The organism is Pantoea sp. EKM21T (genome assembly GCF_011800405.1).
Taxonomy (GTDB): Bacteria; Pseudomonadota; Gammaproteobacteria; order Enterobacterales; family Enterobacteriaceae; genus Pantoea; species Pantoea agglomerans.
On sequence record NZ_JAALFV010000004.1, the window covers coordinates 36,958 to 58,872 of the forward strand.

Here is a 21,915-nt window from a genome sequence, read left to right on the forward strand (position 1 = left end):
GTGATTATTCGCCGTCGGTGATCGGTTGGCGCACCAGCAGCAGGTAGGCGAGTGCGCCAACCAGCGTCACGCAGGCACAAATCATCAGCGCCATGCTGAACGATTTGGTGGTGTCGAGCACCCAGCCGGTGATGACCGGTGCAAACGAGGCGAAGATAAAGCTGGCGAAGTTCTGGATGCTGCCGACAGACGCTGTCATACGGGCGGTGACGTTGGCGTGGATCAATCCCCAGCACGACGTTCCGGCGAAGTGGATACAGAACAGCGCCATCCCAATCAGCGTTACGGCGCTGGTGGTGTCGGTCGCGCGGGTCACCACGGCGGTAAAGCCGGCGGACAGCAGCATCCCGCTGACGATGCAGACTTTGCGGGTTTTCACCGCGTTAAAGCCGCGACGTACCAGCGAGTCGACCACATAGCCATTCAGCAGCATGCCCGCCGCACCGAACAGGAACGGAATCGCCGCCAGCAGGCCGGTACTTTTAAGATCGAGATGATAGGTCGACTGCAGGTAGCCCGGCAGCCAGGCGATATAGAGCCAGGCGGTGTAGTTGATGCCGCTGAAGCCAATCATCATGCCCCACATGGTGCGCTGCTTAAACAGGCCGCGCCACTCTTTGAAGCTGATCGGCTCTTTACGCGAGGCGACGCTGCCCGCCTGCAGATAGTGGATCTCTTCAGCGCTCAGGGTGTTGTTGTCGCGGTCGCGGTAGATCATATACCAGCCGATAGCGAGGAACATGCCGAGGATACCGATCGTGACAAACATGCCACGCCAGCCCATCACCAGCATCATCGCCGCCAGAATCGGCGGAGCCACCGACAGTCCAATCATCGAAGCCGCATTGAACATCCCCATCGGCATGCCGCGATCTTTAATGTTGAACCAGTCGTTGATTACCTTCACGCCGCACGGGTTCATCGGCGCTTCACCAATGCCGAGGCCGATGCGCACCAGGATGAACTGGGTAAAGTTATGCACCAGGCCAGAGGCGGCCTGAAACAGCGACCAGATAAACATGCCAATGCCGAGCATAATGCGCGGCCCTTTACGATCCAGCAGCGCGCCGCACGGCAGTTGCGCCAGGCCATAAGCCAGCGAAAAGGCGGAGAGCAGGAAGCCGATTTCGGTGGCGCTCAGCCCCATCTCCTCGCGGATGGTCATATTCGCGACCGACAGCGAGCTGCGATCCAGATAGTTGATGATGGCGGCGAACAGCAACAGCAGCATCGCCGTGATCTGAATCTTGCGGATACGCGGTGAGCGCACCACGTCGCTACGCATCGGCACGAAATCCTGGTCTGATGGCGTGTCGCCAGCTGCGCTGTCGCGGCCGGTTACTGAAGTCTTTTCCATTGCACTCTCCCGAAACTGGGTACTTATCGTTATGGTGAGAAGGGGTCTGCGCGCAGCGGCAAAAGGCCGCCGTGACGTTGCAGTCGAGACTAAGAGCAAAGGGTTAAGGATGTTGCAAAGATGTTTCTGAATCGTGCGGGAGCTAATGCTTTGTGGTTTTTAATCGGTTTTTAATTGTACTGACCGATTGAGCGCACCATCGAGGTTTTAGCGGTCGCCAGATGGTTATGTAATGCACAGAGGGCGTCGACATCCTGACGGCCAATCAGCGCGGTCAGAATCGCCATATGCTCCTCCAGCGCCACAATATTTCGCTGCTTGAGGTCGCTCTCATCCCACTGATAATGCGAGTGAAAGATCACCGAGATAATCTCCAGCGACTGATTGAAAAACGGGTTGTTGGCGGCGGATAAAATCAGCGAATGCATCTGACGATCCAGCGCGGCAAAGTGGCGATAGTTGCTGGCGATGGTATCGCGCATCGATCGGTGACGATCCAGCAGATCCCGCGCCTGAACCCAGCGCTCGTCGCCTGCGGGCAGATTCAGGAAGCGGCTCAGGGCGTGGGTTTCCAGCATCTCGCGCAGTTCAAACAGCTTCTCGGCGTAATCCTGGGTGAATTTTTTCATCCGCCACTGGCCGCGTCTGACCGGCTCCAGCAGGTCATAGCGCATAAAGCGCAGCAGGAATTCGCGCACCACCACCGGACTGACTTTCACCTGCTGCGCCAGTTGCAGCTCGCTGAAGGTATCGCCGGGCACCAGCTGCCGCTGATTAATCATATTAAAAAACATCTGCTCAAAGTGGCTGGCCTGCTGCTCAATCGGCGGCGTTAACGCGCTAAAACCGTCATCTTCGCGCGGATCGCGCACGATAACCCAGGTTTGATCCACCTTATCCAGCACGCCGCACTGATGCAGATAGTGCAGGGTGTGACGCACCGTAGTCCGGCTGATATTAAACATTTCCGCCAGTGCCGCCTGGGGCGGCAGCGGTGAACGAATGTGGTGCTGAGCGATGCTTTCCAGCATCTGGTTGATGACGTTCTGGCGCAAATTCTGGCTGCGGCTCATCTCACTCTCCGGTTTTTTATGCATTAAAAACCATTCAAAGCCCAAAAAAATCGCGGTGCTTCACACTTCCCGCAAACGAACACCGCAGCGCGTGCAGGATTCGCCATAACTGCCTGCAGGACAACCGGAGAATCACCATGACAACAATGAAAGCACTGGTCATCGCTGAACCACGTAAGATGGTATGGGCCACCCGCGATATCCCCACGCCCGCCGCTGGCGAGGTAGTGATTAAAATCCTCACCGCGGGAATCTGCGGCACCGACATCCACGCCTGGTCCGGTAATCAGCCATTCTTCAGCTATCCACGGGTGCTGGGCCATGAAATCTGTGCCGAAGTCGTGGCGCCGGGAAGTGATGTGGAGGGCTTTCAGCCGGGCCAGCGGGTGGCGTTAATGCCTTACATCTCCTGCCTGCGCTGTGACGCCTGCCAGAGCGGCAAGACCAACTGCTGTGAGCAGATCTCAGTGATTGGTGTGCATCAGGATGGCGGGTTCTGCGACTACCTGAGCGTGCCAGTCAGCACGCTGCTGGCGGTGGATGATGTCGCGCCGGAAGCGGCTGCGCTGATTGAGCCCTTTGCCATCAGCGCCCATGCAGTGCGTCGTGCCGCAATTGTGGCGGATGAGCAGGTGCTGGTGGTGGGTGCCGGACCGATTGGGCTGGGTGTTGCCGCTATCGCCGCCGCCAGCGGCGCGCAGGTGGTGGTGGCGGATACCAGCGAATTTCGTCGCCAGCATGTTGCTGACCAGCTCGGCCTGGCGGCACTGAATCCGGCTGATGAAGCGTTTTACAGCGCGCTGCGCGAGCAGTTTGGTGGCCGTCTGGCGCTGAAGGTGATCGACGCCACCGGCAGCCCGGCGGCGATGAACAATGCGGTCAACCTGATGCGACACGGCGGCACGATCGTTTATGTCGGTCTGCACAAAGGCGATCTGGTGATCCCGGACAGTGAATTCCATAAAAAAGAGACCACCCTGATGGGCAGCCGCAACGCCACCCGTGAAGATTTCGATCGGGTGCGTGCGCTGATGGCCAGCGGCCAGCTGCGCGCCGAAATGATGCTGAATCACCATCTGGCCTTCTCCACGCTGGATGAAGCCTTTGAGGCGCAAATCATCAACAACCGCGAGCTGATCAAAGGCGTGATTCATTTCGACCGGTAACGCGGCCAGTCGGTTCGCGTGGTTCAGGGCGCGGTGAGAGTCTGAAAGAAGTGCGCCCGCACCGCGTCAGCATCCACGCCAAGTGCGATGCGTTGGGCGGGCAGGCCGTTAAAGGGATCCTGACGGGATGCCAGCGCGCTCAGCTTACGCACCGTCTGACCGCAGGCGATGCCCTCCGTGATCACCCGCAGCGGGCTTTCGGTCAGGGTAAACGCCTGTGGCAGAGTGAGCCACGCCACCGCCAGGGTGTCGTGCAGCGCCATTCCCTCGAACCCCTCTTTCTCCAGACTGTAAGCCAGGTAAGGGCGACAGATCGCACTCAGCACCGGCTGGTTCAGACGCTGAACCTCATCGCCGCTGATCAGCACCTTGTGCGTGACATCCAGCGGGATCACCACCACATTCAGTGCCGAGGCGAGCACCTGATCGGCAGCATGCGGATCTTTCCAGATATTAAATTCGCTGAAGGGCGTCACGTTGCCACTGTGCCCGTCGGTGCCAAATGCGCCACCCATGATCACCAGCTCTTTCACCAGCGGAATAATATCCGGCGCCTGATTAATGGCCGTGGCGATATTGGTCAGCGGACCAATCGCCACCAGGGTGATCTGATGCGGCTGCGCCCGCACGCTGTCGATAATAAACTGCACCGCGCCCGGCGCCTGATCGCTGCAGGTATTATCAAACGCATCGCCCAGCCCATCTTCACCGTGCAGTCTGGCAGGCGCAGAGGGTGGCAGCGCCAGCGGTCGTGAACAGCCGCGATAGACCTCCGCGTTAATCGCCATTTTCCCGCAAAACAGTCGGGCGTTTTTCACCGCCTGACCCACTGCCACGTTGCCGAAGACCGTGGTAATCCCCAGCAGATGCTGCGTCCGCGCCGCATAGGCCAGCGCAAAGGCGTCATCCACGCCGATATCGGTATCAAAAATCAGGGTACGCATAGGGTCTCCGCAACAGGCTGTAAACCATCAGCATTACTCCGTCTGTGGCGTGCGCGTCAAGGTTTTCAGCCGCCATGACCTCACTGTTGCCAGCCTGAAACGGGCGTCGTATTATCACCGGCTCAAGGTGATGGCGTGCCACCTTCCCCAACCGCCGGTGGGCTTTACACCGGCTGATGACGCCTGACACTCAATCCTTTCGCGGGAGCTGAGGTGTCAGGCGCAGTTTATCTCTGCCTTTCCCCCTCAGCCCGGCGTCAATCTGCAATCAGGAGCAAGACATGTTGAAACCGTTATTGGCTGTGATGATCGGCGGCTCTGCCGGCTGTGTACTGCGCTGGCTCTTTGCGATGCGCTTTAATTCGCTCTTTCCCAATCTGCCACCTGGCACACTGCTGGTGAATCTGATCGGCGGTCTGGTGATCGGCGGCGCGATGGCCTGGTTTGTTCGCCATCCCGACCTCGACCCATTCTGGAAACTGCTGATCGTCACCGGACTGTGCGGCGGGCTGACCACCTTCTCCTCTTTTACGGCGGAATTAATGGGGTTGCTACAATCAGGGAACTATCTCTGGGCGATGACCAGCGCGCTGGTGCATGTGATCGGTTCGCTGCTGATGGCGTTTGCCGGTTTCGCACTGGTCACGATGCTGGGCTGATCCGGCGAAGCGGCGCTTGTCATACTCCTTAAGAGGTAGATACTGTTTCAGGTTTTACGCCCGACCATCCTGCATGAACGGGCGCAGAAGCTGAACGTCACCGATTATTCCGGACGATTAAGGAGCCGAGCAATGCGAACTAACCCCACATTCCTTAACCTGGTGCTGTTAAACGGTGAACCCGGCCAGAAGCTCCAGGCGGCGCGTGACGCCGGTTTCGATCAGGTGGAGATCTGGCGCGAGGATGTCGAGGCGTGCGAGGGCGGCGCGGCGGCACTGGCTCAGATCGCTGCCCGGCAGGGACCTGGCTTTACCAATCTCCAGGTGCTGCGCGATTTCACCGGGGCACCCAGCGCGTTGCGCGGACAGAAGCGCGAAGAGCTGCGCCAGTTTATTCAGATTGCCCAGGCGCTGGGCTGCGACACCATTCAGGCGCCGGCCAGCACCCGTGAGGATTGCTGCGCCGACCAGATTGATGATGACCTGCGCTGGATGGCCTCTGAAGCTGCGCGCTACAACATGCGCATTATGTATGAGCCGATGGCCTGGTGCAGCGTGGATAACACCCTGCCGCTGGCGTGGCAGCGATTGCAGCGGCTCGATCAGCCCAATATCGGGCTGGTGGTCGATCTGTTTCATATCTGCGCGCTGGGCGGCGATGCCTCACAGCTGGACGGTATCCCTGCCGATCGCATTTATGAAGTACAGCTGTGTGACATGGCCGCCGTTCCCGCGCAGGATAAGCAGAGCCTGATGGCGATGGCAAAGCATCAGCGTCTGCTGCCCGGCGATGGCATTATCGACATTGAACGCTTTGTCGATAAGCTCAAAAGCGCGGGCTATCAGGGGCCGGTGGGCATTGAAGTTTTTAATGATGCGCTGAAACGCCTGCCGCCTGAGGTCGCTGCCCGTCATGCCTGGCAGGCATTAAAGCGCTGCTGGGGTTAATCCTGTAAGCACTGCCCGATAAACGCGGCGGCGTGCATGGCACCCTGAGCGGAAATGGTGTGGCCGGTGGCGGGTTCAAATCGCGCTTCTACCGGTACCAATGCGGCCCTGAGTCGTGCTGCGGCAGATTCGCTCTCCTGCCACGGGATCACCTCATCGGCCTGGCCGTGGATCAGCAGCGCGGGCAGATGAGGCTGTGGCGTCAGTTCACCGTCAACCGCCAGACGACCCGAAAAGGCGACCACGCCCGCCAGCGGATAACGGCCAGATGCCAGCGCATCCAGCGCCATGATCGACCCCTGTGAAAAGCCGACCAGCACCACATCCTGCCAGCGGTCGGCGAAGCCGTGCTGTGCGATAACGTCGCTGAGGGTCGCGTCAAACGCCGCCCGCGCGGCCCGTACCCGACCTGGCCGGTTCTCTGGCGTCACCTCCTCCAGGCTGAACCACTGCCAGCCAAAACCGGCGGTAAAACGTTCGGGCGCATTGGGTGAGGCAAAAATCACATCCGGCAACAGCATCGCCCAGTGACGGCCAATCGGTGCCAGATCGTCGCCGTTACTGCCTACGCCATGCAGAAAAATCACCAGTGCTTTTGCCATTATTGCTCCTTTATAGGCCGTACTCGCTCAGATCCGGGCCTGCCGGAACGATCCCGTTCGGGTTCAGTGCCTTGATTGAGTAGTAACCCTGTTTGATATGATCGATGCTGACCGTCTCACGCACGCCGGAGACTGACAGCACGCTCTTAAGATAGCGATTCAGCAGCGTATAGTCGCGTATCCGGCGCAGGTTGCATTTGAACAGGCCATGATAGGCGACGTCAAAGCGAATCAGGGTGACGAACAGGCGAATATCGGTTTCAGTCAGCCGTTCACCCAGCAGGAAGGTGCGACCATCACTGAGCAGGGCTTCCAGTTCGTCGAGCTGGCTGAAGACGTCATTAAATGCCTGCTGGTAGCTGATCGATGTGGTGGCGAACCCGGCGCGGTAAACGCCATTATTCAGACGCGGATAGAGACTCTCATTCAGCGCATCAATCTCAGAACGCAGCGCGGCGGGATAGAGGTCGATGCGGTTATCGGCCAGATCGCCAAAGCCGCTGTTGAACATACGCACAATGTCAGCGGACTCGTTGCTGACAATGGTGCCGGTTTTCTTGTCCCACAAGACCGGCACGGTGGCCCGGCCCGTGTAATCGGGCGCGACGCGGGTATAGATTTCATGCAGGTACTGCGCGTGATTCAGCGGGTCCTGCTGTGCGCCGGGAAAATTGCCAAAGCGCCAGCCCTGGGCACCGAGCTGCGGTTCAACCACCGTCACGCTAATCAGCGACTCCAGCCCTTTGAGCTTGCGGGCAATTAACGCGCGCGACGCCCATGGACAGATCAGCGCCACATAAAGATGGTAGCGATCCGCTTCTGCCGCAAATTCAGTGGAGCCATCGCTGCTGATAAAATGCCGGAAACCGGACGTCTGACGGACAAATCCGCCCTGTTTATCGGTCGACTGCACCGGGTGCCAGTCACTACTCCATTTGCCTTCTACTAACATCGCGCGACTCCTCTGTAATGTGAGAAGCAGCTTAACTGATGACTAAACGGCTGATAATGCGGTCATAAAGACAATCATTTCTTCCATTCTGGAAGAAATTACGCGGGCGGAAAACGGGTAAAGTGACTCACCAGGAAGTCGATAAGCAGGCGCGCCCGGTGTGCCAGATGACGGGCGGGCGGATAAACCGCAAACAGGCCAAGTGGTGGCGTGTCAAAATTCTCCAGCAGCCGGACAATCTCACCGCGTTGCAGCGCGGGAGCCGCGATAAAACCGGGCAGCCGCGCAATGCCCAGTCCGGCCATCGCGGCCTGCAGGCAGGCTTCGGTGTTGGCGAAGCGCAGACGCCCGCGGACCGGTACGGTGACAATCTCGCCGCCGCCGCCGCCGCCGCCGCCGGCAAACGGCCAGTGCCAGGGATCGCGAAAATTGGTGTCGATGATGCACTGATGCTGGGGCATCTCGCGCCAGTGCTGCGGCGTGCCAAACTGCTCAAGATAGACCGGCGAGGCGGCGATGCGCACATGCACCTCACCCAGCTTGCGCGCGACCAGGCTGCTGTCGCTGAGGGTGCCGATACGGATCGCCATATCAAAGCCTTCATCGACGATGTTGACGGACCGGTCTGAAAAGCTGACATCCAGTTCAATCAGCGGATAGCGCCGGGCAAACGCCACCAGCACCTCAGACAACACCACAGTACCAAAGGAGCCGGGGGCGCTGATTTTCAGCCTGCCGGTGGGCGTGGTGGCGCTTTCACGCACGCTGGCATCCAGCGTCTCAAACGCATCAAGCAGATTTTTGACCCGCTCATAATAGCTGCGCCCGACATCGGTGGGCGACAGGGCGCGCGTGCTGCGCTTAAACAGCTGGACGCCGAGCCGCTGCTCCAGCTTTGAAACCAGCTTGGAAGCCTGACTGCTGCTGGTGCCGAGACGTAACGCCGCCGCAGAAAAGCTGCCGGTTTCCAGCACCGTGACAAACATCCGGTCACAATCGAGTCGATCCATGGCGGTGTCCTGTGGAGATAAAGTCGCAGTATAGAAGCTGTGCTCCGCTGATGCAGCCTTCACTTTGCGTGCCTTAACCCTTTCGCTGACGCGGAAAACCTGCTTGACTGACTCTCTGCCCGACGTTCTCTGGAGTAATTCATGTCGCTGATTCACCTGACGTCACTGGCGGAGATCCCGGCCGCCGAGTGGGATGCGCTGTTGCCTGATGACCAGCCCTTTTTGCGCCACGCCTTTCTGCTCACGTTAGAACAGAGCGGCAGCGTGCGGTTAGAGGCGGGCTGGCAGCCCGATCATCTGCTGTGGCGGGAGGAGGGGGTGACCCGCGCCGCGCTGCCAGGCTACCGCAAACGCCATTCACAGGGCGAGTACGTCTTTGATCACGCCTGGGCGGATGCCAGCCAGCGCGCCGGGATCCGCTACTACCCGAAATGGCTGGGCGCGATCCCCTTCAGCCCGGTCAGCGGCGCGCGCCTGCTGGGCGAAACCGCTGCCGCAGCGCAACTGCTGTCGGCCCTGCCTGAGAGCCTGTTACAGCAGGGCTTAAGCGGGGCACATATCAACTTTACCGATGCGCAGGCTAACCAGCTGCTGGCCGATCAGCCCGACTGGCTCTCCCGGCTCGGCTGTCAGTATCACTGGCATAACCGTGGCTACCGCGATTTTCAGGATTTCCTGGATTCGCTGATGTCGCGCAAGCGCAAACAGCTGCGTAAAGAGCGTGAGCAGGTGATGCAGAGCGGCTTTGAGTTTGACCGCTACCTGGGCTACCAGCTGCGCGAAGATCAGTGGGATTTTGTCTACACATGTTACGCTAACACCTATGCGGTGCGCGGTCAGCGTCCCTATCTGACGCGTGACTTCTTCAGCCTGCTGGCGGAACGCATGCCGCAGAATATTGTGGTGGTGATCGCCCGTTTACAGCAGCAACCGGCCGCCATGGCGTTTTATCTGCGGGACAGCAACGCGCTCTATGGCCGCTACTGGGGCTGTCTGGCGGAGTTTGACCGGCTGCACTTCGAAACCTGTTTCTATCAGGGAATGGATTTGGCCCTTGATGAGGGGCTGACGCGGTTTGATGCTGGCGCGCAGGGCGAGCACAAGCTGGTGCGCGGCTTTGAGCCGCAGATTACCCACTCCTGGCACTATCTGCTGCATCCCGGCCTGCGCGATGCCGTGGCAGATTTTCTGGTGCAGGAGCGGGAAGGCGTGCGCGGCTGGGCGGAAGAAGCACGCGACGCCTTACCCTATCGACGCGGCGATTAATCGATGCCGACAAAACCCCCGGTCTGATGCTGCCACAGCCGGGCATAGAGACCGTTTTGCGCCAGCAGCTCGTGATGGCTGCCCATCTCGGCAATGCCGCCTTTATCCAGCACCACCAGCCGATCCATCTTCGCGATGGTCGACAGGCGGTGCGCGATGGCGATAACGGTTTTACCCTGCATCAGTGACTCCAGGCTCTCCTGAATCGCCGCTTCCACCTCAGAGTCGAGCGCCGAGGTGGCCTCATCCATGATCAGAACCGGCGCATCCTTCAGCAGCACGCGGGCTATCGCCACACGCTGACGCTGACCGCCTGACAGTTTCACGCCGCGCTCGCCCACGTGCGCGTCCAGCCCGGTGCGGCCCAGTGAGTCAGAGAGCAGCGGGATAAACTCATCGGCGCGGGCGCGGTGAATCGCAAGCTGCAGCTCCTCTTCGCTGGCGTCGGGACGACCATACAGCAGGTTTTCACGGATTGAGCGGTGCAGCAGCGAGGTGTCCTGGGTGATCATGCCAATCTGGCTGCGCAGGCTCTCCTGCGTCACGGCGGCGATATCCTGATCGTCGATCACAATCCGCCCTGCGTTCAGGTCATAGAGGCGCAGCAGCAGGTTCACCAGCGTCGATTTACCGGCGCCCGAGGGACCAATCAGCCCAATCTTCTCACCAGGTTTGATGTCAAGATTAAAGCCGTTAATCACCTGACGGCCACCGCCATAATCGAAGCGCACATCCTCAAAGCGGATGTTGCCGCGCGTCACCTTAAGCTGCTTCGCCTGCGGCGCATCCTGCACGCTCAGCGGCTGCGCAATGGTTTTCAGGCCATCCTGTACCGTACCAATATTTTCGAAAATGCCGTTGACCACCCACATGATCCAGCCGGACATATTCACCAGGCGGATCACCAGACCGGTCGCCAGTGCAATCGCCCCGACGCTAATCAGCGACTGGCTCCATAACCACAGCGCCAGCCCGGAGGTCGAGACAATCAGCAGGCCGTTCAGCGCCGACAGGGTCAGATCCATGCTGGTGACCATGCGACCGGCGTTCTGGGTTTTTTCGGTCTGCTCCTGAATCGCCTCACGCGCATACTGCCGTTCCAGATCGCTGTGAGCGAACAGCTTGATGGTGGCGATGTTGGTATAACCATCGACAATGGTGCCCATCAGCTTAGATCGCGACTCTGAGGAGACCACCGAACGCGCTTTAACGCGCGGCACAAAGAAACGCAGCGAGGCGCTGTAGGCCACCATCCACAGAATCAGCGGGATCATCAGCCGCCAGTCGGCACCGGCAAACAGCACCAGTGAAGTCACCGCGTAGATCAGCACGTGCCAGATGGCATCCACCAGCTGCACAGCGGAATCGCGCAGTGAACTGCCGGTCAGCATAATGCGCTGGGCGATGCGACCCGCGAAATCGTTCTGGAAGAAATTGAGGCTCTGGCGCAGCACGTAGTTGTGATTCTGCCAGCGGATCATGCTGGTCATGCTCGGGCTGATGCTCTGATGCACCAGCATGTCGTGCAGGGCGATAAAAATCGGCCGCAGAATCAGCGCCACCGCCCCCATCCACAGCAGTATCGGCCAGTTATCCCGAAACAGGCTGGCGGGCGTGGAGTGATTGACCATATCGATAATGCGGCTCAGATAGCTGAACAGCGACACTTCAATCAGGGCTGACGCCAGTCCCACTACCAGCAGTGCCGCAAAACTCGGCCAGACCTGCCGCAGATAGTAGAGGTAAAACGACCAGACCGTTGAGGGGGGCGAGTCGGTGGGCGCGTCATGAAAAATATTGATAAAACGCTCAAAACGGCGATACAACATAGCGATACTCTTTCCGTCCGGTAAAGAGCTACAGCTTAGTGCATGAACCCCGTTCGGCTAAAAGGAGAAAATATGGAAATCATTATTCGGGCACGGGAACCGCAGGATGCCGCCGCCTATCAGCGACTCTACAGTCATCCCGATGTCTATCCCTGGACGCTGCAGCTGCCGTTTCCCAGCGTTGCCACCTGGGAGAAAAAAATCGCCAGAATGGATGCCGAGGGGTTTATCGCCTTTGTCGCGGAGATCGAGGGCGTGCTGGCCGGTGAGCTGACGCTGTTTGTGGATAACAAGCCGCGCACCCGCCACTGCATCAGCTTTGGGCTGGGTGTGCATCCCGATTACGCCGGTCGCGGCGTCGGTGAGCGCCTGATCCGCACCGCGCTCGACTATTCCCGTAACTGGCTGGGGATTACGCGTATGGAGCTGGAGGTGTTTCACGACAACGAACGGGCGCTGCGGCTCTATGAGCGGCTGGGCTTTGAGCGTGAAGGGGTGATGCGGCAGGCCGCCCTGCGCGACGGTCAGCTGCGCGATGTGGTGATGATGGCGAAACTGCTGCACGAGAAGTGATAACCGGAGCGGCAGCGCTGCCGCTCCGCTTTTCATTACGGATTTTTATTGCTGTATTGCTGCATGTTCTGCTGCGTCACCAGTTCAAACGGGATCCACTGGTGGGAATCGACTTTTTCCCCTTTGATCATCTGCTGCGCCACCTCGACCGATTTTTTGCCTTGGCCTACGGCATCCTGGAATACGGTGACGGCCAGTTTGCCGCTTGCCAGGGCTTTCAGGCCATCCGGCGTGGCATCAATGCCGCCCACCAGAATGGTTTTCTTCGGTTTCGCCTGGGCAATCGCCATGGTTGCGCCAATCGCCATTTCGTCGTTGTTGGCGGCGACAATATCGATCTCTTCCCCGTTCGACAGCCAGTTGAGCATTAAATCCATGCCCTCATTACGCGAATAGTTGGCGGTCTGCTTCAGCACCACTTTCATGTCGGGATACTTTGCCACCACCTGCTCGACATCTTTGGTGCGCTGCAGCGCACCCGCATCGCTGAGGTTACCGATGATAATGGCGACCTTGCCACGATAACCCGCCTGCTTCGCCAGCGCTTCCATCTGCAACGTGCCCGATTCGCGTTCGTCAGAGCCGACAAACACCACGCCCGGCGGCAGGGTTTTATCGCCCGGTGTGCGGTTAACGTAGACCAGCGGAATGTGAGCCTGCTGCGCCAGTCTGGTCAGGGCAGGGGTGCTGGCGGAGTCGACCGGATCGACGATAATCGCGTCCACCCCGGAACTGATAAAACTCTGCACCTGATCGGTCTGACGGCCCACGTCGCCGCGTGCATCTTCGAACTGCGCATCCAGCTGACGCGCTTTGGCCTCTTTCTCGATCGACTGGCGGATAATGGTCAGAAAGTTCTGGTCGAAATAGGCCATTGAGACGCCAATTTTCTCTGCCAGCGCCGACGTGGAAAGAGAGAGCAGACAGAGTATTGCCCATGCACGTTTTTTCATTGCAGACTCCCGAGGTTAACTGAGTGGAATAGATTTTTCATTTATTATAAAAATGGACAAAGATTATCATTTGCAGCTTATGAACAGTCGCCGGGTTTGACAACCGGCCCTTTTCACTCTTGCTAGCGCCGCCACACTTTGCCGTAAAATCGCCGCGTCATAGCTGCCAGCGCCGATGAAATCCTCGACGTGGCGCACACTCTGCGGCAGGCAGCCGCGGCTTTTTGCGCTTTTGTGCAGCATCGCACTGGCCTTTGTGGTGGTTGTCAGAAAATCGTTCAATCGGGCCTGACGATCTCAACATCCGCACAATGATCCATCGTTAGCCTCCTATCTATATTTCCTTAAGCGGGAAATCTCAGCGTTATTCCTGAAAAAAACCTCGTGGCGCAACCTGCCGCTTTTTAAGGAATTCAGCTCATGCTTAAAGACCAAACGACTCACCGGACGTCTCATGTGCGCATCTGGATCCTCTGCCTGATCCTCTTTCTGTCGGTCGTGGCTTATGCCGACCGTTCGATCCTCTCGATCTCCGGATCGGCGATCAAAGAGGAGTTCGGCCTGTCAGCGATCCAGCTGGGATTGATCCTCTCTGCCTTCAGCTGGGCCTACGTTATCGGTCAGATTCCCGGCGGGCTGTTTCTTGACCGCTTCGGGGCTAAAAAAGTGTATGGCGTCACGCTGGCGCTCTGGTCAGTCTCGACGCTGGCGATGGGATTCGTTGGCGAGTTCTCCAGCGGCATGACCGGCGCGCTGATGCTGATGTTTGGTCTGCGCTTTATGCTGGGATTGATCGAGGCACCCAGCTTTCCCGCCAATGCGCGCGTGGTGATTATGTGGTTCCCTGGCGCAGAGCGGGGACGGGCTTCATCGCTGTTCAGCTCGGCGCAATATTTTGCCGTCGCCATCTTCTCGCCGCTGTCAGGCTGGCTGGTGTCGCGCTTTGGCTGGGAGTGGCCGTTCTTTGTGCTGGGCGGCATCGGCCTGCTGGCGGTGTTTGTCTGGGCTGCCTGGATGCGCGAGCCGCGCAATCACCCTGGCGTGTCAGAGAGTGAACTGCGCCACATCGTCGACGGTGGTGCGCTGGTGGATATCGACTCGGCGCAGACGCTGAAAGCGCGGCCACCGGTCAGTAAAGCGATGTTCAGAAAGCTGCTCACTAATCGCATGCTCTGGTGCGCCTATCTCGGCCAGTACTGCATCATCGCGCTCAGCTACTTCTTTATTACCTGGTTTCCGATCTATCTGGTGCAGGCGCGCGGCATGAACATCATGGAGGCGGGCTTCGCCACCGTTGCTCCGGCGCTGTTTGGTTTTCTGGGCGGGATCAGCGGCGGCTACCTGTCAGACAAGTTAATCGCCCGGGGCTGGAGCGTCTCCTGGGCGCGTAAAACGCCCTATATCGTCGGCATGCTGATGGCGTCCAGTCTGGTGCTGGCGGCAATCATTCCGGGCAATAGCGGCATTATCGCCATTATGTCCTTCGCCTTTTTCGGTAAAGGCATAGCGGCCGGGGCAGGCACCTGGACGGTGATCAGCGACACCGCACCCAAAGAGGCGGTGGGCCTGGCAGGTTCCATTTTTAACGGCATCGGCAATATTGCCGGTTTCACCACGCCGCTGCTGTTCGGCATCATCGTCGGTCTGACCGGCAGCTACAGCATCGGGCTGGCGTTTGTGGCGGCACACTGCGTGGTAGCGGCCCTGCTGTTCCTGCTGGTGATGGGACCGATTGAACGCGTTGGTGAAGAGAGCGATCGCCCGGCATCCTATAACAATCAGGAGAAAGAAGATGGCATTAAAGCAATGTAAGGTGCTGATCAGAGGGAAATTCCTGCCACCGCAGCTGATAGAGAACATTGAAAAGACGTTCACCGCGTTCCGGCTGTGGGAGGCGGAAGATGAGGCAGCCTTTCTGGCTGAGCAGGGCGCAGATATCGACATGCTGGTCACCAGCGGCAACGCGGTGATGGGCGCACCGGCCGCGCTGATCGCCGCGCTGCCAAACCTGAAAGCGATCTGCAGTAACGGCGTCGGTTATGACAGCATCGATACGGAAGCCGCCCGGTCGCGCGGCATTGTGGTGACCAACACGCCGGAGGTGCTCAATGATTGCGTCGCCGATCTGGGGATGGCGCTGCTGCTGGATGTGGCGCGCCGCATCAGCGAGGCCGATCGCTTCACACGCGCCGGTCACTGGTCACAGGGCCGCTTTCCGCTGAGCAGCAAAATCGGTGGCAAGGTGTGCGGAATCGTCGGGCTGGGCAATATCGGTCAGGCGGTGGCAAGGCGCGCGCAGGCGTTTGATATGGCGATTCACTATTACAACCCGCGTTCACGTCCCGATGTGCCCTACACCCGTCATGAGAGCCTGGTGGCGCTGGCGCAGCAGGCCGATTTTCTGGTGCTGACCCTGCCGGGCGGTGCCGCGACGCGCCACATTATCAATGCGGAAGTACTGCAGGCGCTGGGACCGCAGGGCTATCTGATTAACATTGCGCGCGGCAGCGTGGTGGATCAGCAGGCGCTGGTGGATGCGCTGGAAACCGGGCAGATCGCCGGTGCCGGGCTGGATGTGTTTGAACAGGAGCCGCAGGTGCCTGACGCACTGCGCCAGCGCGACAATGTGGTGATCACGCCGCATATCGCCAGCAGCACCCGCGAAACCATGGCGGCGATGGCTGACCTGGTCTTTGAGAATATGCTGGCGTTTGCCCGTGGCGAGCCGGTGCTGACCCGGGTAGTGTAACCGCAGCGGCGTCTTAACCCCCCTGCTGAAACGGGGCGAGGCAGGACGCCTCTCCTCTGACCACTCACCAGACCCTCACCTTCGCACAAAACAGCCTGAAGAAAATTTGTCCGGCTGCCGATATCACCTTACCACCCGCTGATATTAAAGAGTGATAGCGTGATAAAGCTGATTACCATTGATGAATTGCGCCCAGGGATGTTTATCCACAAGCTGGAGGTCTGGTGGATAAAAGACCAGCGCATTCATAATGAGATGCTGATCACCGATCCCCGACAAATCGCCATGCTTCGCACTGAAGGGATCCGCCAGCTCTGGATCGACCTCGATCGATCGGTGCAGGCGCCGATCGCCTCCACGGTCGCGAAGAGAACCATTGGCCGCACCCCGTTTTTCCAGGAACTGGATCAGGCACAGCAGATCTTTTTGCAGGGCAAACCGAAAGTGCTGGCGATGTTCAACGAAGCGCGGCTGGGTAACGGCCTGAAGCTCGATTATATGATGGATCTGGTGGATGAAATCGCCGGATCGATCACGCGTGAACCCTCCGCCATGCTGAGCGTGGCGCGACTGAAAAATCATGATGACTACACCTATCTGCACTCCATGGCGGTCTGCGGGCTGATGATTGCGCTGGGTAAAAAACTTGGACTGGATGAGCAGGAGCTGCGTCGGGTGGGCATGGGCGGTTTACTGCATGATGTCGGCAAAGCGGCCGTGCCGCTGGCGATCCTGAACAAAGCGGGCAAGCTGACTGAAGAGGAGTTCAGGGTGATGCGTGAGCATCCGGTGGTCGGTGCGCAGATGCTGATAGAAGCCGACGCCGATGACGATCTGCTCGATATCACCCTGCATCATCATGAGAAATATGATGGCAGCGGCTATCCGCACCGCCTGAAAGGCGAGGCGATTTCGCTCTACGCCCGCATGGCGGCGGTGTGCGATGTCTATGATGCCGTCACTTCGACCCGCTCCTATCGCAACGGCTGGACACCCGCCGAGGCGATGCACCAGATGCTGAGCTGGCGCGGCCATTTCGACCCTGGCTTGCTGCACACCTTCGTACGGACCATCGGCATCTATCCGGTGGGATCGCTGGTGCGTCTGGCCTCCGGCCGGGTGGCGCTGGTGGTGAAAGCGGGCGAAAAATCGCTGATGCGTCCCTGCGTGCATGTCTTCTGGTCGCTGCACGCCCAGCGTGAAGTGAAACCGGAAGAGCTCGACCTTGGCGACAGCTTCTGCACCGACAGCATTGTGGGCGCAGAGGACAGTACGCTGTGGGGTAACGTCGATCTCAATCGTATCTGGGCGCTGGAAGTCGCCTGATTTTTCGCCATTTTTACACTATTTTTACGCCCGCCCGCTGCATTTTAACCCCTTCTTTATACGCCTCCGCGCAAGCTAAGCCATAAATCCAATCCTCTGGAGGTTCCTGTGAGCGTGGGCGTAATAACCGGCATTGTGCTGGTGGTGTTGTTACTGGGCTATCTGATCTGTGCCCTGTTAAATGCGGAGGCCTTCTGATGGCGGCCAATGCTTTTTTACTCATCGCATTCTATCTGCTGCTGCTGATGGTGCTGGCGCAGCCGCTCGGACGGGGTCTGGCCTCGTTAGTGGCTGACAAGCCAGTGTTTGCCCGCCTGGAAGCGCCGCTGTGGCGACTGCTGGGCGCGCAACAATCGGACATGCGCTGGCCTCACTACCTGCTGGCCATTCTGCTGTTTAATGCGCTGGGTTTCGTGGTGCTGCTGGCAATATTGCTGATGCAGGGCGCGCTGCCGCTGAATCCGCAGCAGCTGCCTGGCCTGAGCTGGCATCTGGCGCTTAACACCGCCGTGAGCTTCGTCACCAACACCAACTGGCAATCCTACAGCGGCGAAAGCACCCTGAGCTATTTCAGTCAGATGGTGGGCCTGACGGTGCAGAATTTCCTCTCAGCCGCGACCGGTATCGCCGTGGCGTTTGCATTGATCCGTGGCTTCGCTAATCGCAGCTCTGCGACCCTGGGTAACGCCTGGCGCGACCTGACGCGCATCACGCTCTATGTCTTACTGCCTATCAGCCTGCTGATGGCGCTGTTCTTTGTCAGCCAGGGCAGCATCCAGAACTTCGCGCCTTATCACAGTTTCTCCACGCTGGAAGGCGTGCAGCAGACGCTGTCGATGGGGCCGGTGGCGTCGCAGGAAGCGATCAAAATGCTGGGCACCAACGGTGGCGGCTTCTTTAACGCCAACTCCTCCCATCCATTTGAAAACCCGACGGTGCTGACTAACCTGGTGCAGATGCTGAGCATCTTCCTGATCCCGGCGGCGCTCTGCTTCGCGTTTGGCGAAAGCGTGCGTGACCGTCGTCAGGGCCACATGCTGCTGTGGGCGATGACGCTGATGTTTGTGGCGGCGGTATCGGTCGTCATGTGGGCCGAACTGCAGGGCAACCCGCACTTCCTCCAGCTGGGTGCTGACAGCGCCATCAACATGGAAGGTAAAGAGACGCGCTTTGGCATTCTTAACAGCAGCCTGTTCGCGGTTATCACCACTGCCGCCTCCTGCGGTGCGGTGAATGCCATGCACGACTCCTTTACTGCGCTGGGTGGCATGGTGCCGATGTGGCTGATGCAACTGGGCGAAGTGGTGTTTGGCGGCGTCGGTGCCGGTCTCTACGGCATGCTGCTGTTTGTGCTGCTGGCGGTGTTTATCGCCGGGCTGATGATCGGTCGTACCCCGGAATTCCTCGGTAAAAAAATCGACGTCTGGGAGATGAAAATGACCGCGCTGGCGATTCTGGTCACACCGGCGCTGGTGCTGATCGGTACCGCACTGGCGATGATGACCGACGCCGGACGCAGTGCCATGGCCAATCCCGGCATTCACGGCTTCAGCGAAGTGCTCTACGCGGTCTCCTCGGCGGCTAACAACAACGGCAGCGCCTTTGCCGGACTGAGTGCTAACACGCCGTTCTGGAACCTGCTACTGGCTGCCTGCATGCTGCTGGGCCGCTTCGGCATCATCATTCCGGTGATGGCGATTGCCGGTGCGATGGCGGTGAAAAAAGTGCAGCCGGTGGGTAACGGCACGCTGCCAACCCACGGTCCGCTGTTTATCGGACTGCTGATCGGCACGGTGCTGCTGGTGGGTGCACTGACCTTTATTCCTGCTCTGGCGCTGGGCCCGGTGGCTGAGCATCTGCAACTTGTTCAGGGACAATCCTCATGAGTCGTCAACAACAGGCGTTATTTGACGCAGCATTGCTGCGTACCTCGGCCTGGGATGCAGTGAAAAAGCTCGATCCCCGGGTGCAGTTCCGTAACCCGGTGATGTTTGTCGTCTGGCTCGGCAGCATTCTGACCTCGCTGCTGGCGCTGGCGATGCTGACCGGCCGGATCAGCGGCAGCGCCAGCTTTACCGGGGCGATTGCGGTCTGGCTCTGGTTCACCGTGCTGTTTGCCAACCTGGCGGAGGCGCTGGCAGAAGGGCGCAGTAAGGCCCAGGCCAGCAGCCTGAAAGGGGTGAAAAAGACCAGCTTTGCTAAAAAACTCTCAGCGGCGCGCTATGGCGCCGAGTGGCAGCAGGTCAGTGCCGATGAGCTGCGCAAAGGCGATGCCGTGCTGGTGGAAGCGGGCGACATCATCCCCTGCGACGGTGAAGTGATGGAGGGCGGTGCCTCTGTGGATGAGAGCGCCATTACCGGTGAGTCCGCACCGGTGATCCGCGAGTCGGGCGGTGACTTCGCCTCCGTCACCGGCGGGACCCGCATTCTCTCTGACTGGCTGGTGATCACCTGTAGCGCCAACCCGGGCGAAACCTTCCTTGACCGGATGATCGCCATGGTGGAAGGCGCGAAACGCCGTAAAACCCCGAATGAGATCGCCCTGACCATCCTGCTGGTGTCACTGACCATCGTGTTCCTGCTGGCGACCGTGACACTCTGGCCGTTCTCGGCATGGGGCGGAACGCCGGTCAGCATCACGGTGCTGGTGGCGCTGCTGGTCTGTCTGATCCCGACCACCATCGGCGGCTTACTGTCGGCGATTGGCGTGGCGGGGATGAGCCGGATGCTGGGTGCTAACGTCATTGCGACCAGCGGGCGTGCGGTGGAAGCCGCGGGCGATGTGGATGTGCTGATGCTGGACAAAACCGGCACCATCACGCTGGGTAACCGTCAGGCGACCCAGTTCCTGCCCGCGCCGGGCGTCAGCGAAGAGCAACTGGCCGACGCCGCTCAGCTCGCCTCGCTGGCCGATGAGACGCCGGAAGGGCGCAGCATCGTGGTGCTGGCCAAACAGCGATTTAATCTGCGTGAGCGCGATCTCAGCAGCATGGGTGCCAGCTTTATTCCGTTCTCTGCGCAGACCCGCATGAGCGGCGTGAACGTGCAGGATCGACTGATCCGCAAAGGCGCGGTCGATGCGGTACGGCGCCACATCGAAGCGAACCATGGCCGTTTCCCGGCCGAGGTCAATGCGCAGGTGGAAGAGGTGGCACGCAGTGGCGGCACGCCGCTGGTGGTGTCAGAGGGCGCGAACGTGCTGGGCGTGGTGGCGCTGAAAGATATCGTCAAAGGCGGCATCAAAGAGCGCTTTGCCGAACTGCGCAAAATGGGTATCAAAACGGTGATGATCACCGGCGATAACCCGCTGACGGCCGCGGCGATTGCTGCGGAAGCGGGCGTGGATGACTTCCTGTCAGAGGCCACGCCGGAAGCCAAGCTGGCGCTGATCCGCCAGTATCAGGCGGAAGGGCGTTTAGTGGCGATGACCGGCGACGGCACCAACGATGCGCCTGCACTGGCGCAGGCGGATGTGGCGGTGGCGATGAACTCCGGTACCCAGGCGGCGAAAGAGGCGGGCAACATGGTCGATCTCGACTCGAACCCGACCAAGCTGCTGGAAGTGGTGCACATTGGTAAACAGATGCTGATGACGCGCGGTTCGCTGACCACTTTCAGTATCGCCAACGACGTGGCGAAATACTTCGCCATCATTCCGGCGGCGTTTGCGGCGACCTATCCGCAGCTCAACATGCTTAACGTGATGCACCTGCACTCGCCAGCCAGTGCGATTCTGTCGGCGGTGATCTTTAACGCCCTGGTGATTGTCTTCCTGATCCCGCTGGCCCTGAAAGGTGTCAGCTACCGCCCACTGAGCGCTGCTGCGCTGCTGCGCCGCAACCTGCTGATTTACGGTCTGGGTGGCCTGCTGGTGCCGTTTGTCGGCATCAAAGCGATCGATCTGCTGTTAGTGTTTTCAGGCATGGCCTGAGGAGAGAAAAATGAGTCAGTTACGTCCGGCAATTTTACTGTTGTTGCTGCTTACGCTTGTTACCGGCGTGGTTTATCCTTTGCTCACCACCGGTCTGGCGCAGTGGCTGTTTCCGTCCCAGTCCAGCGGCTCGCTGCTGGAGGAGGATGGCGTGGCGCGCGGATCGGCGCTGATTGGCCAGAACTTTACCCAGCCCAACTATTTCTGGGGCCGCCCTTCAGCCAGTGGCGATAAACCTTATAATCCGCTGGCCTCAGGGGGCAGCAATCTGGCCGCCAGCAACCCGGCGCTGGACAAAGCGGTAGCCGATCGCGTCGCTGCGCTGCGGGCCGCCAATCCGCAGGCACCGGCCGCCGTCCCGGTTGAACTGGTCACCGCCTCAGCCAGCGGGCTGGATCCGGATATTTCGCCACAGGCCGCCCTTTGGCAGGCCCCGCGTATCGCCGCCAGCCGCCAGTTGCCGTTGCCGCAGGTCGAGGCGCTGATAGATAAGATGACGCATCGTCCGCTGCTGCCATTCCTCGGCACACCGACCCTCAACGTGTTGCAGCTGAATATGGCGCTCAACGAACTGTAA

Annotated in this window: 20 protein-coding genes and 1 riboswitch; of the genes, 12 read left to right on the forward strand and 8 right to left on the reverse strand. The window is 59.5% G+C overall.

Going from position 1 to position 21,915, the window contains the following annotated elements; translation table 11 throughout:
• Positions 1–4: 4 nt before the first annotated feature.
• Entirely contained in the window at positions 5–1,357 is a 1,353-nt protein-coding gene (locus HFD87_RS09005; protein WP_010671480.1) for an MFS transporter, read from the reverse strand.
• 170 nt (positions 1,358–1,527) lie between these two features.
• Complete coding sequence (locus tag HFD87_RS09010) at positions 1,528–2,430, reverse strand: GntR family transcriptional regulator (RefSeq protein WP_010671481.1); 903 nt, start codon at positions 2,428–2,430, stop codon at positions 1,528–1,530.
• Between the two features lie 137 nt (positions 2,431–2,567).
• Between HFD87_RS09010 and HFD87_RS09015 the strand changes: the two genes are divergently transcribed.
• Positions 2,568–3,596, forward strand: coding sequence for a zinc-binding alcohol dehydrogenase family protein (locus tag HFD87_RS09015; protein ID WP_167423277.1), 1,029 nt, complete (start codon positions 2,568–2,570; stop codon positions 3,594–3,596).
• A 23-nt stretch (positions 3,597–3,619) separates the two neighbouring features.
• Here the strand turns inward: HFD87_RS09015 and HFD87_RS09020 are convergent, their stop codons facing one another.
• Positions 3,620–4,540, reverse strand: coding sequence for a nucleoside hydrolase (locus tag HFD87_RS09020; RefSeq protein ID WP_060681270.1), 921 nt, complete (start codon positions 4,538–4,540; stop codon positions 3,620–3,622).
• Positions 4,541–4,657: 117 nt separating this feature from the next.
• A riboswitch (Fluoride riboswitch) is annotated at positions 4,658–4,733 on the forward strand.
• A gap of 88 nt (positions 4,734–4,821) precedes the next feature.
• Between HFD87_RS09020 and crcB the strand changes: the two genes are divergently transcribed.
• Together crcB and HFD87_RS09030 are read left to right on the forward strand one after the other, a co-directional pair.
• Positions 4,822–5,199 (forward strand): fluoride efflux transporter CrcB, encoded by a 378-nt coding sequence (gene crcB, locus HFD87_RS09025; protein WP_010253476.1) that lies wholly within the window; start codon positions 4,822–4,824, stop codon positions 5,197–5,199.
• A gap of 132 nt (positions 5,200–5,331) precedes the next feature.
• Complete coding sequence (locus HFD87_RS09030) at positions 5,332–6,147, forward strand: sugar phosphate isomerase/epimerase (RefSeq protein WP_167423278.1); 816 nt, start codon at positions 5,332–5,334, stop codon at positions 6,145–6,147.
• Here HFD87_RS09030 and HFD87_RS09035 read toward each other — a convergent pair.
• The 3 genes from HFD87_RS09035 to HFD87_RS09045 all read right to left on the reverse strand — a co-directional run bounded on the left by HFD87_RS09035 (position 6,144) and on the right by HFD87_RS09045 (position 8,711).
• Positions 6,144–6,749 (reverse strand): alpha/beta hydrolase, encoded by a 606-nt coding sequence (locus HFD87_RS09035; protein ID WP_167423279.1) that lies wholly within the window; start codon positions 6,747–6,749, stop codon positions 6,144–6,146. The genes HFD87_RS09030 and HFD87_RS09035 overlap by 4 nt on opposite strands.
• 10 nt (positions 6,750–6,759) lie before the next feature.
• On the reverse strand, positions 6,760–7,701 hold the full coding sequence (locus HFD87_RS09040) for a glutathione S-transferase family protein (RefSeq protein WP_132499630.1): 942 nt from the start codon (positions 7,699–7,701) through the stop codon (positions 6,760–6,762).
• Between the two features lie 98 nt (positions 7,702–7,799).
• Complete coding sequence (locus tag HFD87_RS09045; RefSeq protein ID WP_132499631.1) at positions 7,800–8,711, reverse strand: LysR family transcriptional regulator; 912 nt, start codon at positions 8,709–8,711, stop codon at positions 7,800–7,802.
• Between the two features lie 141 nt (positions 8,712–8,852).
• Between HFD87_RS09045 and HFD87_RS09050 the strand changes: the two genes are divergently transcribed.
• A complete protein-coding gene (locus tag HFD87_RS09050) occupies positions 8,853–9,977 on the forward strand; it encodes a GNAT family N-acetyltransferase (RefSeq protein WP_010253462.1) in 1,125 nt (374 codons plus the stop codon).
• Here the strand turns inward: HFD87_RS09050 and HFD87_RS09055 are convergent.
• Positions 9,974–11,806 carry an ABC transporter ATP-binding protein gene (locus tag HFD87_RS09055; RefSeq protein ID WP_033759129.1) on the reverse strand — a complete coding sequence of 611 codons (1,833 nt, stop codon included), beginning with the start codon at positions 11,804–11,806 and terminating at the stop codon, positions 9,974–9,976. The two genes, HFD87_RS09050 and HFD87_RS09055, sit on opposite strands and share 4 nt — an antisense overlap.
• A 72-nt stretch (positions 11,807–11,878) precedes the next feature.
• Here HFD87_RS09055 and HFD87_RS09060 point away from each other — a divergent pair, with 72 nt between their 5' ends.
• Positions 11,879–12,379, forward strand: a complete 501-nt coding sequence (locus tag HFD87_RS09060; RefSeq protein ID WP_010253457.1) for a GNAT family N-acetyltransferase — start codon at positions 11,879–11,881, stop codon at positions 12,377–12,379.
• Positions 12,380–12,414: 35 nt separating this feature from the next.
• On the opposite strand, the gene HFD87_RS09065 is transcribed toward HFD87_RS09060, so the two are convergent.
• Positions 12,415–13,332 (reverse strand): sugar ABC transporter substrate-binding protein, encoded by a 918-nt coding sequence (locus HFD87_RS09065; RefSeq protein ID WP_061704377.1) that lies wholly within the window; start codon positions 13,330–13,332, stop codon positions 12,415–12,417.
• Between the two features lie 420 nt (positions 13,333–13,752).
• Between HFD87_RS09065 and HFD87_RS09070 the strand changes: the two genes are divergently transcribed.
• The 7 genes from HFD87_RS09070 to kdpC all read left to right on the forward strand — a co-directional run bounded on the left by HFD87_RS09070 (position 13,753) and on the right by kdpC (position 21,915).
• Positions 13,753–15,144, forward strand: a complete 1,392-nt coding sequence (locus HFD87_RS09070) for an MFS transporter (RefSeq protein WP_010253452.1) — start codon at positions 13,753–13,755, stop codon at positions 15,142–15,144.
• The gene (locus HFD87_RS09075; RefSeq protein WP_137241478.1) at positions 15,125–16,081 is read left to right on the forward strand and encodes a 2-hydroxyacid dehydrogenase; all 957 of its coding nucleotides are present in this window, start codon (positions 15,125–15,127) and stop codon (positions 16,079–16,081) included. Before HFD87_RS09070 ends, HFD87_RS09075 begins: the two co-directional genes overlap by 20 nt.
• Before the next feature lie 159 nt (positions 16,082–16,240).
• The gene (locus HFD87_RS09080; RefSeq protein ID WP_010253446.1) at positions 16,241–17,407 is read left to right on the forward strand and encodes an HD-GYP domain-containing protein; all 1,167 of its coding nucleotides are present in this window, start codon (positions 16,241–16,243) and stop codon (positions 17,405–17,407) included.
• A gap of 108 nt (positions 17,408–17,515) precedes the next feature.
• On the forward strand, positions 17,516–17,605 hold the full coding sequence (gene kdpF, locus HFD87_RS09085) for a K(+)-transporting ATPase subunit F (protein ID WP_167423280.1): 90 nt from the start codon (positions 17,516–17,518) through the stop codon (positions 17,603–17,605).
• On the forward strand, positions 17,605–19,293 hold the full coding sequence (gene kdpA / locus HFD87_RS09090) for a potassium-transporting ATPase subunit KdpA (protein ID WP_010253440.1): 1,689 nt from the start codon (positions 17,605–17,607) through the stop codon (positions 19,291–19,293). Before kdpF ends, kdpA begins: the two co-directional genes overlap by 1 nt.
• On the forward strand, positions 19,290–21,338 hold the full coding sequence (gene kdpB / locus HFD87_RS09095) for a potassium-transporting ATPase subunit KdpB (protein WP_010253438.1): 2,049 nt from the start codon (positions 19,290–19,292) through the stop codon (positions 21,336–21,338). Before kdpA ends, kdpB begins: the two co-directional genes overlap by 4 nt.
• Before the next feature lie 10 nt (positions 21,339–21,348).
• Positions 21,349–21,915, forward strand: coding sequence for a potassium-transporting ATPase subunit KdpC (gene kdpC, locus HFD87_RS09100; protein ID WP_010253435.1), 567 nt, complete (start codon positions 21,349–21,351; stop codon positions 21,913–21,915).

What these genes read in the sequence shown, in the direction of transcription:
- HFD87_RS09005 (WP_010671480.1), bottom strand. Translation starts at nt 1,357, where the DNA reads ATGGAAAAGACTTCAGTAACCGGCCGCGACAGCGCAGCTGGCGACACG.
- HFD87_RS09010 (WP_010671481.1), bottom strand. Translation starts at nt 2,430, where the DNA reads ATGAGCCGCAGCCAGAATTTGCGCCAGAACGTCATCAACCAGATGCTG.
- HFD87_RS09015 (WP_167423277.1), top strand. Translation starts at nt 2,568, where the DNA reads ATGACAACAATGAAAGCACTGGTCATCGCTGAACCACGTAAGATGGTA.
- HFD87_RS09020 (WP_060681270.1), bottom strand. Translation starts at nt 4,540, where the DNA reads ATGCGTACCCTGATTTTTGATACCGATATCGGCGTGGATGACGCCTTT.
- crcB (WP_010253476.1), top strand. Translation starts at nt 4,822, where the DNA reads ATGTTGAAACCGTTATTGGCTGTGATGATCGGCGGCTCTGCCGGCTGT.
- HFD87_RS09030 (WP_167423278.1), top strand. Translation starts at nt 5,332, where the DNA reads ATGCGAACTAACCCCACATTCCTTAACCTGGTGCTGTTAAACGGTGAA.
- HFD87_RS09035 (WP_167423279.1), bottom strand. Translation starts at nt 6,749, where the DNA reads ATGGCAAAAGCACTGGTGATTTTTCTGCATGGCGTAGGCAGTAACGGC.
- HFD87_RS09040 (WP_132499630.1), bottom strand. Translation starts at nt 7,701, where the DNA reads ATGTTAGTAGAAGGCAAATGGAGTAGTGACTGGCACCCGGTGCAGTCG.
- HFD87_RS09045 (WP_132499631.1), bottom strand. Translation starts at nt 8,711, where the DNA reads ATGGATCGACTCGATTGTGACCGGATGTTTGTCACGGTGCTGGAAACC.
- HFD87_RS09050 (WP_010253462.1), top strand. Translation starts at nt 8,853, where the DNA reads ATGTCGCTGATTCACCTGACGTCACTGGCGGAGATCCCGGCCGCCGAG.
- HFD87_RS09055 (WP_033759129.1), bottom strand. Translation starts at nt 11,806, where the DNA reads ATGTTGTATCGCCGTTTTGAGCGTTTTATCAATATTTTTCATGACGCG.
- HFD87_RS09060 (WP_010253457.1), top strand. Translation starts at nt 11,879, where the DNA reads ATGGAAATCATTATTCGGGCACGGGAACCGCAGGATGCCGCCGCCTAT.
- HFD87_RS09065 (WP_061704377.1), bottom strand. Translation starts at nt 13,332, where the DNA reads ATGAAAAAACGTGCATGGGCAATACTCTGTCTGCTCTCTCTTTCCACG.
- HFD87_RS09070 (WP_010253452.1), top strand. Translation starts at nt 13,753, where the DNA reads ATGCTTAAAGACCAAACGACTCACCGGACGTCTCATGTGCGCATCTGG.
- HFD87_RS09075 (WP_137241478.1), top strand. Translation starts at nt 15,125, where the DNA reads ATGGCATTAAAGCAATGTAAGGTGCTGATCAGAGGGAAATTCCTGCCA.
- kdpA (WP_010253440.1), top strand. Translation starts at nt 17,605, where the DNA reads ATGGCGGCCAATGCTTTTTTACTCATCGCATTCTATCTGCTGCTGCTG.
- kdpB (WP_010253438.1), top strand. Translation starts at nt 19,290, where the DNA reads ATGAGTCGTCAACAACAGGCGTTATTTGACGCAGCATTGCTGCGTACC.
- kdpC (WP_010253435.1), top strand. Translation starts at nt 21,349, where the DNA reads ATGAGTCAGTTACGTCCGGCAATTTTACTGTTGTTGCTGCTTACGCTT.